The sequence below is a fragment of the Deltaproteobacteria bacterium genome (assembly GCA_016875225.1).
Classification (GTDB): domain Bacteria; phylum Myxococcota_A; class UBA9160; order SZUA-336; family SZUA-336; genus VGRW01.
The window spans coordinates 1-12,780 of record VGRW01000028.1 but is presented as its reverse complement, the minus strand read 5'-3'; the positions used below and the strand labels follow the sequence as shown (position 1 = coordinate 12,780).

Sequence of the window (12,780 nt, the reverse complement as noted above, 5' to 3'; positions counted from 1 at the left end):
ACAGGTTAGCCACGACGGACCCGAGGGGGAGGGGAGAGGAGGGCGGGATTTCAGCCCTTCTTCTCGTAGCGGCGCCGGAACCGGTCCACCTTCCCGGCGGTGTCCACGATCTTCTGCTTGCCCGTGAAGAAGGGATGGCAGTTCGAGCAGATCTCCACGCGGATCTCGTTCGCCGTGGAGCGCGTCACGAACTCGTTCCCGCAGGCGCAGTGGACGCGGATCAGCTTGTACTCGGGATGGATGTCCGGCTTCATGGGGACGAGCACGATAGCCCGGCCCCTCGCGTGCGTCTAGCGGGCGCGTGCGAAGTGAAGCAGCCGGCCCGATCCGCGGTCGCGGCGGTAGCTCGGGTAGAGGTCGGGGTCGCAGGCCGTGCAGCCGCCGATGCGCTCGATCTGGCGCTCGGGAATGCCGGCGATTTCGAGCTGCAGCCGATTCAACGCAAACAGGTCGAGGAGCGCCCGGCCCGGGCGCGGCGAAGCGCGGTACACGCCCGGGTCCGGGATCGCCTCGAGTACCGGCCCGTCGACCTCGTAGCAGCAGGGCCCGATGTGCGGGCCGATCGCCGCGCGGAGCTCCTCGACTCTGCAGCGGGTCTCTTCGACCAGCGCTCGAACGCTGCGGGCGGCGATCCGCGCCGCGCTTCCACGCCAGCCCGCGTGCACCGCGCAGACGAATCGGCCGGATTGGTGCGCGATCAAAATGGGGACGCAGTCCGCCGTCACGACTCCCACGGCCGTGCCGGGCCGATCCGTCCAGAGCGCGTCCGCCTCGACGCGCGCGGCGCCCGGCTCTGCGCGCACGAGCGTCGCGCCGTGGACCTGCTTCGCGAACACGACGTCCGTCGGAGTGATCGGGACCGAGTGCAGCGTGCCGAAGCCGTGCTCGACGCCGATCTCGTCGAGCTGGCGAGAGCGCTGCAGCCCGCGCGCGTTCATCGCAGCGCCTCGAACAGCTCGAGGAGGTCACGGGGAAGCGGCGATTCGAAGCGCAAGCGCTCACCGGTGGTCGGGTGTGCGAAGCCGAGCAGCGTCGCGTGCAGTGCCTGACGGGCGATCGGTAGCGCGGCCGGCCGAGCGCGGCCTCCGCCGTAGACCGGATCGCCGAGCAGCGGCAGCGAGATCGACGCCATGTGTACGCGGATCTGGTGGGTTCGGCCGGTCTCGAGTCGGACACGCAGAAGTGTCGCCTCGCGGAGTCTCGTCTCGACGCGCCAGTGCGTGACCGCGCGGCGTCCGACCTTCGCTCTCGTGCTCATGCGCTTTCGGTCGGTCGGGTGGCGGCCGATCGGCGCGTCGACCGTGCCGGATTCTGCGCGCGGCGCGCCGCGGACGAACGCGAGGTACTCGCGGTCGATCGAGTGCTGCTTCCACTGCGCGGCGAGCGCGCGGTGCGCGCGATCGTGTTTCGCCGCGACCAGGACGCCCGAGGTGTCCTTGTCGAGCCGATGGACGATTCCGGGCCGCAGCTCCCCGCCCACACCCGAGAGATCGCGGCAGTGGTGGAGCAGCGCGTTCACCAGCGTGCCGCTCGCGTGGCCCGCAGCCGGATGCACGACCATTCCCGCGGGCTTGTCGATCACGACCAGGTCCGCGTCCTCGTACACGATGTCGAGCTCGATCGCCTGCGGCGCGAGCTCGGTCGGTACGGGCTCCGGCACGCGGCCGCAGATCCGATCGCCCAGACGCAGCTTGTGCGCTGGCTTCGCAACGACGCCCGGGACCGAGATCTCGCCCTGCTCGATCAGCCGCTGCACCTGCGCGCGCGAGAGGGCGGGCTCGAGCCGCGCAACGGCGACGTCGAGTCGTTGGCCCGCGAGTTCGGAATCCACGAGGTGCGAGAACTTCACCAGATGTGAGTCTGGACCCGGCGGTGGCCGTACACCAGCACGTCGACGAGCGCGAAGTCGAACAGCTGCTCGCGCTCCGCGACCGTCTCGTCCACGTGCCACAGGTAGTACCTGCGGGCGTGCTCGATCTCCCCCGCGAGGCGATCGAAGAGGTCGTCCTTCTCGAGGCCGATTCGGACCTGGTCGCCGGCGTAGGCGGCGATGTCCGAGATCAAGACCCGTGCGAGCCTGCGTGCGCGCGAAACGGTCACGACCCGCTCCATCAGGTCCGCCGGGCCGCGCTCTCCCGCATGCGATCGGTGTAGCTGTCGGCCACGCGCGCGGGATCGAGCGAGAGGCACTTCGCGATCTGCTTCAGGAAGCCGCGCAGATAGACCGGCGCGGGCAGCACCTCGTAGAGGTTCGCCTCGATCGAACGCAGGTGCTGGCCGTTGATCTTGGTGATCGACGAGATCTCCTCGAGCTCGATCCCGAGGCTCACGCGGATGCGGCGCAGCACCTCCCCGTCGAAGACGCCGTTCTCGGGAGCGATCCCGTTCTCGACGTCGAGTTCGGAGCGCGAGACCCGCGGGCGCTCGGGGCGCTCCGCGCGGGCCTCCCGCACCGGCTGCAGCGGCTTCGGCGGCTCCGCTCGTGGCGAATGCACACTTTTCGGTGTCGCAGGACCTGCGTTCTGGAGCCGCGCGTCGTACTCGCGTCGCAGCCGAGAGTCGGAGAGAACCGCGTACGCCTCCTCGATCCGGTGCAGGATCGCCGCGCAGTCCTCCGCGCTGTAGAGCGAGTAGGTCGCGGCCGAGCTCGGCTCGTAGGCCGAGCGCGCGATGCGGTACGCGCGTTCGATCTGCTGCGGCGTCCCGTCCTCGGGCGCCTCGATCAGCTCGTAGTAGCTCTGCTCCGCCAGCGATCTCAAGTTCTCACGTCCCCAACAGCTTCTTCACGATCCGCCGGATGTAGAGCGCGCCGTCGGAGCTCGGATAGGCGAGCACCAGCGGCTGCCGCTGCTTGACCGAGCGCCAGACGTTGTCGTCGAAACAGATGTAGCCGGCGTAGTCCACGTCGATGCCGAAGTACTTCTTGCAGACGCTGCGGATCGAGAAGCCCATCTTCACTTCTTCGCTGTCGCGAACCTGGTTCACGACGAGATGCGGCTTGAAGCTCTCGATCACGCGCCGGAAACGCTCGCCCTCCAGCTTGTCGATGCGGTCGATCTCGACCAGGAGGTCCGAGGGCGTGCGGATCCCCCGCTCGTTGCGCTGGTCCATGGAGAGCCGGATCACGTCGCGCGCGGTCGACTCGGCGAGCTCGTGCGAGAGCTTCCGGTAGAAGGCGGCGCGCAGGAACGCGTAGGCGTTCTCGATCGCCGTCGGCTCGGGCGTCGTCACGACGAAGCCCTCGTCGGCTTCGAGGAAGAAATCGATCGTCGAGCGGTCGGTGCCGGCCGCGAGGTCGAAGATCACCAGGTCCGCGGGGAGCTTGCGAACCGCGCGAAGCAGAGCGGAGCGCTGCTCCGCGGTGGTCTCAGCCTTCCCGGTGTGGCCCAGCGCGCCGAGGATCAACCGCAGCCCCGCGACCGGCGTCTCGATCGCGACCTTGTCGAGCTCGAGAACCCGGTCTTCGAGATAATCCGAGAGCGAGACGCGCTCGCCTGCGCGAACGCCGAGGCAGGTGTGCAGGTTCGCGCCGCCGAGGTCGGCGTCGATCAGGATCACGCGTTTACCGCAGCGAGCGGCGACGGTGGCCAGATTCGCGACCAGGAAGCTCTTGCCGATGCCGCCCTTGCCGCCGCCCACCGCCCAGACGAGCGCCGCCGGCGGCGGAGCAACGACGTGGTTGTCCGCCTTCGAGCCGAGCGTCGGCTCGCCGCGCCTAACGCTCAGCCAGCTCGGTATTCCGGTCCGTCGCATCCAGGATCGACAAGAATGGACCCCATGCGGGGTGCGTTAGTCCTGGGGGGACCATGCCAACGATCGGAGTCCAGCGCGGACGCTGCGGCGCTCGGAACAGTCGCATTCGCGCCTGCCGGGGCGTTCGCCCGCCCTTGTTGCGATTGCATTCCAGGCAGCTGCACACGACGTTTTCCCAAGTCGTTCGCCCCCCCTGCGAGCGCGGGATTACGTGATCCAAGTTCAGGTCGGCGCGAGCCTTGCGGTGGCCGCAATACTGACACGTATTGCGATCGCGCGCGTAGATATTCGTCCGGCTGAAGCGAACGTGTCGGCGCGGCACGCGGTCGAAGTGCGCGAGCTGCACCACCCGAGGCACGCGGATCGGCCCGCCGACGGTGCCGACCGTCTCGTCCGTGTCTCGCACGGCGAGCACTCGCCAGGCCTCGAAGTCGAACGTGTCGTAGTGCTCGTCCACCGCTCTGGCGATGCCCTGGTACAAGAGGACGAATGCGCGGCGCGCGGACGTGACGTGGACCGGCAGGAAGCACCGGTTCAGCACCAGGACGGTCACGTCCAGCATTCTCGTACCTTAGCCAGAACGGCGGAGCGCATCAACGCAGGCGTCGGCGATCCGCAGGACGAGCGGCGCGAAGTCCTCGTCGGCGAGCGTGCGCGGGTCGAGCAGCAGCGCGTCGCGCTGGATGCGGGCGAGCACGGGAGGCGCCCCGGCTCGCAGCCGTCGGGCCGCTTCGTCGGCCGGGCGATCCGGGACGACGCGCACGATCGCGCCCGGTAGCTCGAGCTCGGGGAGCGCTCCCCCACCGACGGGAGAACGGCACGTCTCTACGCTGACGCGCGGCACCCCGGCTTCGCGAAGCCGATCGGCCAGCGCGCTGGCGCGCGCCAAGAGCTCCTCCGACGTGGCGCGCAGCATCGCCAGAACCGGGATCTCACCTGAACGCCCCGCGGCGAGCGCGAGCAGCGTCCAGTGCAGCGCGGCGAGAGTCAGCTTGTCGACCCGAAGCGCGCGAGCGAGCGGGCTTCGCTGCATGCGCGCGACGAGCTCGCGCCTGCCCAGCACGATTCCAGCCTGTGGCCCGCCCAGGAGCTTGTCCGCGCTGAAGAGCAGCAGATCCGCGCCCTCGCGAAGGCCGGCGGAGACTTCGGACTCGGGAATGCCGCTCGCGCTCAGATCCTCGAAGCCGCCGCTGCCGCGGTCCTCGACCAGAGGCAGCCCGTGTTCGCGCGCCAGCGGCGCAAGCTCGCGCAGGCCGACGTCGCTGGTGAAGCCCTCGATCCGGAAGTTGCTTCGGTGGACCTTCAGCAGCATTCCCGTCTCGGGGCCGATCGCGTCGCGGTAGTCGCGCAGGTGCGTGCGGTTGGTCGTGCCGACTTCGCGCAGTCTCGCGCGGCTCGCGGACATGATCTCCGGAACGCGAAACGACCCGCCGATCTCGACGAGCTCGCCTCGCGATACGATCACCTCGCGGCCCGCGGCGAGGGTGTCGACCGCCAGGAACAGGGCCGCCGCGGTGTTGTTCACGACGTGTGCGGCCTCGGCCCCCGAGAGCACGCGGAGCAGCTCCGCGACCCGCGTGGTCCGCGAGCCGCGCTGACCGGTCTCCAGGTCGAGCTCGAGATCGCTGTAGCCGGAGGCCGCCTCGACCAGGCTCGCGAGCGCCCCGCGCGCGAGCGGCGCGCGGCCGAGATTCGTGTGCAGGACGATACCCGTCGCGTTCAGGACCCGGCGCGGGAACGGCGCCTCGAGGCGATCCGCGCGGACCCGGACCCTCTCGGCCAGCGTCCCGAGCTCGCCCTCCGATTCGGGCGCGCCCTGCAGGAGCGCCGCTCGCGCCTCCTCCAGCACCTCGCGAGCCGCGGCGAGCAGGCTCCAACGAGCCGATCCGGATCCCGATCCGGCCGCTTCGACCAGCCGATCGACCGCCGGCAGGGCTCGAAGCTGTGGATTGACCGCCCGAGCGCCGTGATCTACGGTCACATTCGACCTCCGTCGTGCGGTGAATCCGATCGAGTGAGTCGAGGTTCCCGCCCGGGGGCTGCTGGTTTCGGGAGTGCGAGTTGGGCCAGGCTACATCGCCGCGCGTCGCCCATGTCCTCCCCGACGTCTCCCCGCCCGCTCTGCCAATTATCACGGCACGCCCTACCCGCGTCCCGGCTCTCGCCGCTCGCCCGCGTATTCCGCGGAACGGCCTGACCGGTACCTCGCGGGCGTGCCCCAAAGGGATTTTCCATGAGAAACGAGATTTTTGTGAACGTCGGCCCGCGCGAGACGCGGGTCGCCGTCCGGGAGTCCGACAAGATCGTCGAGCTCCACATCGAACGCAGCAACGATCGCGGAGTCTCCGGGGGCATCTACAAGGGTAGGGTGACGCGCGTCCTGCCCGGGATGCAGGCCGCCTTCGTCGACATCGGCCTCGAGCGCGCCGGCTTCCTCTATGTAGGGGACTACCGCGCCGAGCTCGACGACTCGGACCTGGACGACGAGAACGGCGGCGGACGCTCGCGACGCCGCTCCGGACCGCCGCCCCAGATCGAGGACGTGCTCCAGGAAGGCAACGAGGTCGTCGTCCAGGTCTCGAAGGAGCCGCTGGGAACGAAGGGCGCGCGCATCACCTCGCGGATCTCGATTCCCGGTCGGCACCTGCCCCTGATGCCCTGGGTCTCCCGTGTGGGGGTTTCGCGCCGGATCGAGGGGGACCGCGAGCGCCGTCGGCTGCGCGCGATCGTCGAGAAGTACCGGCCCGGCGAGCTCGGCTTCATCGTGCGCACCGTCTCTCACGGCGTGTCGGAAGCCGACATCAAGGCCGACATCGATTACCTCACGAATCTCTGGACCGAGATCCAGAAGCGCAAGGAGGCGATCCGAGAGGTTCCCGCGCTGATCCACAGCGAGCCGCCGCTGCACCTGCGGGTGCTTCGCGACATGGCGTCGCACGAGACCAAGATGATCGTCGTCGACGATCCCGAGGCCTACGGCGAGATGCAGGCGTTCGTGCAGCGCTTCATGGCGTCGCCACGCCCGCGGATCAACTACTACAGCCACCCGCAGCCGCTCTTCGACGCCTGGAAGATCGAGAACGAGATCGAAGAGGGCCTCGGCCGCAAGGTCTGGCTGAAGTCAGGCGGCTACTTGATCTTCGACCAGGGCGAGGCGCTGACGGCGGTCGACGTGAACACGGGCCGCTACACCGGCGGTCGCGGCCGCAATCTCGAGGACACGATCTTGAAGACGAACCTCGAGGCCGTGCGCGAGATCGTCCACCAGCTGCGCTTCCGCAATCTCGGCGGGCTGATCATCCTGGACCTGATCGACATGGAGAGCGCGACGAACCGCGACAAGGTCTACCGCGCGCTCTCGGAGGCGCTGCGCGAGGACAAGGCGAAGGTCAACATCCTCAAGATCTCCGAGCTCGGCCTGATCGAGATGACGCGCAAGCGCACGCGGGAGAGCCTCGGCCAGCAGCTCTGCGATTCGTGTCCGACCTGCGAGGGCAAGGGCTACCTGCAGTCGAGCCAGACGATCGCCAACCGCATCTTCCGCGATCTGCCCAAGGCCGCGACCTACCTGCACGGCGCGACGCTTCGCGTGCAGGCGCACCCGAGCGTGACGCAGATCCTGCTCGGCGAGGCGATCGAAGCGCTCGCCAAGGTGCAGGCGCGGATCGGCCGCGAGCTCGTCGTCGAGGCAGTCGGCTCGCTGCAGCCGGAGCAGTACGAGATCGTCTCGGAGGGACCGCGCGTCGAGCTGCTCGCGGCGGTGGCGTCCGAGAGCGACCTCGGCTTCGAGATCCCGCCCGAGCAGATGCCGTTGGAAGAAGACTTCGGCGACGATGACTCGAAGGCCGACGATCTCGACGCCCCGCAGGTCTACGAGGCGGGCGCAGGTGCCAACGAAGCGGCGCCGGTCGACGAGCCAGCGGGGGCGACCGAGGACGACGAGCCGACGATCGTCTGAGCGCGACGGCGCAGACGTCAGAGCCGTCGGCGCGCGGATTCCACGTATTCGACGGGACCGGCACGCGCGAGCGCCTGTCGCAGTTCGTCGGCGAATCCCGCCGCGGGCTCGCGCGAAAGAGCTGCCGCGCGGCCGACCAGCTGGATCGGACGATGCAGCCCCGGCTTCGGCAGCTCGACCAGCGTCGATGCCGGAACCCCGAGCGCGATGGCGAGCGTTCGCGGCACCAGCCCGTGACCGAACCCGGCGCGCGCCAGCTGAACCACGGCAGTGTAGGACTGGATCGTCGCCGCGACCTCGAGCCGGATTCCGCGCTCGCGCGCAAGGCGCGACAGGCGCACGCGCAGCGCCCGCCCGGTCGCCGATCCAGGCTCGATCGAGAGAACCGGGAGCTCGCTACCCCTGCGCAGCGCGAGCTTCTCGAGGCCCGAGGGAACGATCGCCATCGTCTCCTCGAAGAGCGTCTCGCGCGCGAGCTCGCTTCCCGCCTCGTCGATCCCCGCGACGAGCGCGAGCGTGTACTCGCCCGAGCGCACCAGATCGACCGCGACCGGGCTTCGGTGCGCGTTCAGGCGCAGGCGCAGCTCCGGCCGGCGGTCCCGGACGTCCGCGAGCACGCGCGGCCCCCAGCTGGCGAGGATCGACTCGGAGACGCCCAGGACGAGCCAGCCCGAGCTCGTCGAGCGCTCCCCTACGACCGCCTGCCTGAGCTCCGCGAGCGCGGGCCCCGCGCGCGATAGAAATCGCTCGGCGACCGGCGTGAGCCGGACGCGTCGGCCATCCCGCTCCCGCAGGCGCGCGCCGAGCTGCGCTTCGAGCGCGTCGAGGCGCTTGGTCACCGCCGACTGCGAGATGCGCAGGCGTGTCGCCGCGCGTCGCATCGTTCCGTGCTCTGCGAGGGCCGCGAGCGCCTCGATCTGGTCGATCATGATCCATTCCCATGCAGCATGAGTCTGCTGAAGTCTATTCTCTTTTCTACGCGTCAGCACCACGCGATGATTCCGGAATCGGAGGCTCGAATGGACTGGCTGGCAGCGCTCGTGATCGCCGGCGCGTTCGCGACGTCGGTGATCTCCGCCGTGCTCGGAATGGCAGGCGGAATGCTCCTGATGGGCATCTATGCGCTCGCGCTTCCGGTGCAGGCCGCGATGATCCTGCACGGCGTGACGCAGCTGTTCGCGAACGGATTTCGCGCCTTTCTGCTTCGCGACCGCATCCACACCGGCTCGCTCGGCTGGTACGCGCTCGGCGCGATCGCCGCGCTGGGGTTCTTCGCGTCACTTGCGATCGTGGTCTCCGGGCCCGTGCTCTTTCTGCTGCTCGGGGCGATCCCGCTCGCGCTCTCGCTTCTGCCGCGGCGCCTCGCGCCGCGCTTCGAGAATCGCGGCGCAGCCTCCGCCTGTGGCGCGCTGGTGACCGCCGCGCATCTCCTCGCGGGCGTCTCCGGGCCCCTTCTCGACGTCTTCTTCGTGCGCGCGGAGCTGGACCGCTTCGAGGTGATCGCGACCAAGGCGGTCACGCAGACGGCCGGACACGCGCTGAAGATCCTCTACTTCGGGCTTCTCGTTCCAGGGCCGGAGCTCGAGCACGGACTTCCGATCTGGATCTACCCGGCGCTCGTCGCGTGCGCCTACCTGGGCACGCGCTCCGGCGGGCGGATTCTCGGGTCGCTCTCCGAGGCGCGTTTTCGCCGCTGGACGGGGCGGGTCGTGATGGCGCTGTCGCTGCTCTACCTGTGGCGCGGGGCATCCGGGCTGGGTCTCGCTCCGCCGTGGTAGCCTGCGTTCAGTGTCGACCGCCCCGATCCTCGAGGACTCCGAAACGCCGCCTACCGCGCCCGGCGCGGCGCGCCCTCTCTCGTGGTCGGCAATCTTCGACTATGTCGCGCCGACCTTCGGGGTCGGCTTCATGTTCCTGCTGCTCTCGATCTACATCCTGAAGTTCGCCACCGACGTGCTGGGAATGTCGGCCGCGGTGATGGGGATGATCCTGCTGCTGGGCCGCGGGCTGGACGCGTTCGTCGACCCGATCGTCGGCTACCTGTCGGATCGCACGAAAGCGAAGATGGGCCGACGACGCCCATGGATGCTCGCGTCCATGCTTCCGCTCGGGCTCACGTTCGTCCTGATCTGGGCGCCGCCGAAGGATCTGGATCCGGTCATGGTGACGGTCTGGATGGCCGTCTCGGTGATCGTGTTCTACTTCGCGACGAGCGTCCTGATCATCCCGCACACGGCGCTCGGCGCGGAGCTCACCGACAACTACCACGACCGCACGCGGATCTTCGGCGGCCGACACATCGGCTGGATCGTCGGCTCCTTCGCGGCGATCGGCGGTCTGCTAGCGCTCGATCGCTCGAGCGACGTGCGCACAACGGTGTTCTGGCTCGCACTCGGCTCCGGAGTCGGGACGGCGATCCTGATCCTCTGGACCGTCTGGCGCCTGCGCGAGCGACCCGAATTCCAGGGTCGAGGCGCGGAGCATCCATTTCGCGCGTTCCGCGACGTGTGGCGCAATCCGCATGCGCGCCTGCTGCTGCTCGTGTTCGGGATCGAGAGCCTCGGCGCGGCGACGATCGGCGTCCTGACTCCGTACGTCGCCCAGTACGTCGTCAAACGCGGCGAGCTCGCGCCCGCGGTGATCGGCGTCTACATGTTCGCGAGCTTCGCCTTCGTACCGGTCTGGCTGCCGCTCTCCCGGCGTTTCGGCAAGAAGGCGCTCTGGCTCGCGTCGATGCTGCTCACGGCCGTCTCCTTCGGGGCGATGTTGTTCCTTTCCGAGAATGCCGTCGTCCTGATGACGGTGCTCGCGTTCGCGGCCGGCACCGCGGCAAGCTGCGGAGCGATCGTGGCGCCGTCGATCCAGGCGGACGTGATCGACTGGGACGAGCACGCGACCGGAGAGCGTAAGGAGGGCGCCTACTTTGCGGCCTGGAACTTCGTGTTCAAGATCGCCACCGGGCTCACGCAGGCGCTGACCGGCTTCGTCCTCACGTTCTCCGGATACGTGCCGAACGTAGATCAGACGCCAGAGGTGAAGCTCACCATCCTCGCGCTCTACGGGCTGTTCCCGGCGGCGTGCTACCTGATCGGCGCTCTGCTCTTCGCCCGTTTCGAGCTCGACGAGAAGGGCTACGCCCTGATCCGCGGCGACCTCGACGCCAGGCGCTGACGCGCTAGCGACATCGAACGGCGTCGATGCGCCGTCTCGCGCCCTGGCCGCGAACCTCGATGCGGTACTGCGGCTCGAAACCGAGCACGTCGTGCGCGAGCCGCGTGTTCACGACGATTCCGTAGCGGTGGAATGCCGTGGTGTGAGCAGCGCGGCGGCCGAGCGCCTGCTCGAGCAGCGAGATCGCGCCCCCGAGCGCGGTGGGAAGCGCGATCGGCCCGAGACGCCGGACCGATTCGCGGAGCTGCGAGCGCGGGAAGATCTCGTGGCTGGCGATGTTGTAGATCCCGGCTCGGTCCGCGTGCAGCGCGAGCACGAGCGCGCGCGCGACGTCGCGTTCCGAGACCACCGAGAGCATCGGGTCGTACCCGACCGGCGCCGGGCCTGGCCGGAGCGGCGGCGAGTTCAGGAACTCGCCGGTTTCGGTCACGATCGTGGCTGCGCGCAGGATCGTGGTCCGGAGCGCAGAGCCATGCAGTTCGCCCTGGCAGATCAGGTCCGCATCGATCCACGCTCGGACGTCGAGGTCGCCCTCTCCGTCGAAGCCGAGCAGCTGGTTCTCCGAGACCAGGTTCACGTTGCCCGGCTCCGCGCTGTACACGAAGACGCTCGAGAGATAGACGAAGCGCTCGATCGCCGGCCTCGATACGCATTCCTCGACGAGGCGGCGCGTCTCCGACACCAGCGAGGGTAGCCCACCGGGCACGCGCTCTCCGGGCTGCTCGATCGCGAATGGCAGGTGGATCACGGAGTCGACTCGCGCGCGCGCGAATCGTTCCGAGTGCAGGAAGCTCTGCAGATGCCGCGCCTTCGCGAGATCGAGTCGCTGGTAGGCGATCTTCCCGCGGTACGGAGCCAGAAACGTCGGCTCGGCCTCCGTGCCGACGCCGACGACGAGCGCGACGTCGGGATCGTGGAAGAGCGCCTTGGCGAGGCGACGGCCGACCGGAGACTCGATGTGGGTGACGAGCACGCGGCGCATCACGCCCTCTTCGCGCGCCGAGCCATGACACGCTGGTCGACCATCTCCTGGATGCGGCGGCGCACCTGCTCGGCCAGATAACGCACGGCGTGGGGATCGTCGGCGGTCTCGGCGGGAAACTCCTCGTGGAATCGGAACGGCTCGCCGTAGGCGATCTCGTAGCGAACGGGGTAGGGCAGCAGTCCGATCGGCCCGAGCAGCGGGAACGTCGGTGTGATCGGGAAGAATGGCAGACCGAGCAGCTTGGCGAGCGGCTGAGCGTCGTAGAGCAGCGGCGCCTGGTCGTCGGCGCCGACGATCGCGACCGGGATGATCGGAACACGGTGGCGCAGCGACTCCTCGACGAAGCCGAGATGGAACGACTGAAGCACGTAGCGATCCGCCGCGCGCTTGCGGATCCCCGCCATGCCCTCGGGGAAGATCAGCACGAGCTGCTTCGCGTCGAGCAGCTCGCGCACGTTCTCCCGGCTTCCGATCACCTGCCCCACGCGCGCGTAGAAGACATTCACGAACGGAAGCGAGCCCGCCCAGCGATCGACCACCGTGCGGACCAGCCGGGGCGGCTGGCCGGCGAGAATTCCGTCGGCCACCACCATCGAGGCGTCGAACGGCAGCAGCCCGCCGTGATTCGCGGCCAGGATCGCCCCTTCCTTCTCGGGAATCACGGCGTGGCCGGAGCTCTCGACGCGGAACCAGTACTTGTAGAGCAGCTTGAAGAATGCGAGCGCGCGTCTCGCGACGCGCGGCGACGTGCCGAACTCGTCGTACGGTCGGCCCTCCAGTCGGCCGAAGAGCTGCGCGAGTCGATCGTCATCTCTTCGCGTGAGCAGAAGACCCGCCAGGCGGTCGAGCGTGCCGGCCGCCTCGTCCCTGTCCTCGAAGCTCGGCAGCTCGGGGATCGGAGGACCGAGATCCG

Annotated in this window: 14 protein-coding genes; 3 read left to right on the top strand and 11 right to left on the bottom strand. The window is 69.1% G+C overall.

All coding sequences use genetic code 11. The features are described 5' to 3' along the window. Nucleotides 1-50: 50 nt before the first annotated feature. Genes rpmE through FJ108_08970 form a run of 8 tightly spaced genes read right to left on the bottom strand, consistent with a single transcriptional unit; the run spans nucleotide 51 to nucleotide 5,734 of the window. Complete coding sequence (rpmE, locus tag FJ108_09005) at nucleotides 51-254, bottom strand: 50S ribosomal protein L31 (GenBank protein MBM4336038.1); 204 nt, start codon at nucleotides 252-254, stop codon at nucleotides 51-53. A gap of 36 nt (nucleotides 255-290) precedes the next feature. After that, nucleotides 291-938, bottom strand: coding sequence for a peptidoglycan editing factor PgeF (gene pgeF, locus FJ108_09000; GenBank protein ID MBM4336037.1), 648 nt, complete (start codon nucleotides 936-938; stop codon nucleotides 291-293). After that, nucleotides 935-1,852, bottom strand: coding sequence for an RluA family pseudouridine synthase (locus tag FJ108_08995; protein ID MBM4336036.1), 918 nt, complete (start codon nucleotides 1,850-1,852; stop codon nucleotides 935-937). The genes pgeF and FJ108_08995 overlap by 4 nt, the downstream gene beginning before the upstream one ends. After that, nucleotides 1,846-2,100, bottom strand: coding sequence for a hypothetical protein (locus FJ108_08990; GenBank protein ID MBM4336035.1), 255 nt, complete (start codon nucleotides 2,098-2,100; stop codon nucleotides 1,846-1,848). Before FJ108_08990 ends, FJ108_08995 begins: the two co-directional genes overlap by 7 nt. Nucleotides 2,101-2,111: 11 nt before the next feature. After that, entirely contained in the window at nucleotides 2,112-2,759 is a 648-nt protein-coding gene (locus FJ108_08985) for a hypothetical protein (protein ID MBM4336034.1), read from the bottom strand. Between the two features lie 4 nt (nucleotides 2,760-2,763). Next, nucleotides 2,764-3,753, bottom strand: coding sequence for a MinD/ParA family protein (locus tag FJ108_08980; protein MBM4336033.1), 990 nt, complete (start codon nucleotides 3,751-3,753; stop codon nucleotides 2,764-2,766). Next, nucleotides 3,716-4,315, bottom strand: a complete 600-nt coding sequence (locus FJ108_08975) for an HNH endonuclease (GenBank protein ID MBM4336032.1) — start codon at nucleotides 4,313-4,315, stop codon at nucleotides 3,716-3,718. The genes FJ108_08980 and FJ108_08975 overlap by 38 nt, the downstream gene beginning before the upstream one ends. 9 nt (nucleotides 4,316-4,324) lie before the next feature. Next, a complete protein-coding gene (locus FJ108_08970) occupies nucleotides 4,325-5,734 on the bottom strand; it encodes an L-seryl-tRNA(Sec) selenium transferase (GenBank protein ID MBM4336031.1) in 1,410 nt (469 codons plus the stop codon). Between the two features lie 252 nt (nucleotides 5,735-5,986). Here FJ108_08970 and FJ108_08965 point away from each other — a divergent pair, with 252 nt between their 5' ends. Continuing rightward, the gene (locus FJ108_08965; GenBank protein MBM4336030.1) at nucleotides 5,987-7,711 is read left to right on the top strand and encodes an Rne/Rng family ribonuclease; all 1,725 of its coding nucleotides are present in this window, start codon (nucleotides 5,987-5,989) and stop codon (nucleotides 7,709-7,711) included. Between the two features lie 17 nt (nucleotides 7,712-7,728). On the opposite strand, the gene FJ108_08960 is transcribed toward FJ108_08965, so the two are convergent. After that, complete coding sequence (locus FJ108_08960) at nucleotides 7,729-8,640, bottom strand: LysR family transcriptional regulator (protein MBM4336029.1); 912 nt, start codon at nucleotides 8,638-8,640, stop codon at nucleotides 7,729-7,731. Between the two features lie 18 nt (nucleotides 8,641-8,658). On the opposite strand from FJ108_08960, the gene FJ108_08955 reads away from it, so the two are divergent. Together FJ108_08955 and FJ108_08950 are read left to right on the top strand one after the other, a co-directional pair. After that, nucleotides 8,659-9,489 carry a sulfite exporter TauE/SafE family protein gene (locus FJ108_08955; GenBank protein ID MBM4336028.1) on the top strand — a complete coding sequence of 277 codons (831 nt, stop codon included), beginning with the start codon at nucleotides 8,659-8,661 and terminating at the stop codon, nucleotides 9,487-9,489. A gap of 10 nt (nucleotides 9,490-9,499) precedes the next feature. After that, nucleotides 9,500-10,882: an MFS transporter gene (locus FJ108_08950; protein ID MBM4336027.1), complete on the top strand. Its 1,383-nt coding sequence runs from the start codon at nucleotides 9,500-9,502 to the stop codon at nucleotides 10,880-10,882. A gap of 4 nt (nucleotides 10,883-10,886) precedes the next feature. Here FJ108_08950 and FJ108_08945 read toward each other — a convergent pair whose 3' ends face one another. Together FJ108_08945 and FJ108_08940 are read right to left on the bottom strand one after the other, a co-directional pair. Continuing rightward, a complete protein-coding gene (locus FJ108_08945) occupies nucleotides 10,887-11,864 on the bottom strand; it encodes a hypothetical protein (protein ID MBM4336026.1) in 978 nt (325 codons plus the stop codon). After that, nucleotides 11,864-12,780, bottom strand: a 917-nt coding sequence (locus FJ108_08940) for an acyltransferase family protein (protein MBM4336025.1), incomplete at its 5' end; no start/stop codon positions are given. The genes FJ108_08940 and FJ108_08945, both read right to left, overlap by 1 nt.

What these genes read in the sequence shown, in the direction of transcription:
- pgeF (MBM4336037.1), bottom strand. Translation starts at nt 938, where the DNA reads ATGAACGCGCGCGGGCTGCAGCGCTCTCGCCAGCTCGACGAGATCGGC.
- FJ108_08955 (MBM4336028.1), top strand. Translation starts at nt 8,659, where the DNA reads ATGAGTCTGCTGAAGTCTATTCTCTTTTCTACGCGTCAGCACCACGCG.
- FJ108_08980 (MBM4336033.1), bottom strand. Translation starts at nt 3,753, where the DNA reads ATGCGACGGACCGGAATACCGAGCTGGCTGAGCGTTAGGCGCGGCGAG.
- FJ108_08965 (MBM4336030.1), top strand. Translation starts at nt 5,987, where the DNA reads ATGAGAAACGAGATTTTTGTGAACGTCGGCCCGCGCGAGACGCGGGTC.
- FJ108_08960 (MBM4336029.1), bottom strand. Translation starts at nt 8,640, where the DNA reads ATGATCGACCAGATCGAGGCGCTCGCGGCCCTCGCAGAGCACGGAACG.
- rpmE (MBM4336038.1), bottom strand. Translation starts at nt 254, where the DNA reads ATGAAGCCGGACATCCATCCCGAGTACAAGCTGATCCGCGTCCACTGC.
- FJ108_08945 (MBM4336026.1), bottom strand. Translation starts at nt 11,864, where the DNA reads ATGCGCCGCGTGCTCGTCACCCACATCGAGTCTCCGGTCGGCCGTCGC.
- FJ108_08975 (MBM4336032.1), bottom strand. Translation starts at nt 4,315, where the DNA reads ATGCTGGACGTGACCGTCCTGGTGCTGAACCGGTGCTTCCTGCCGGTC.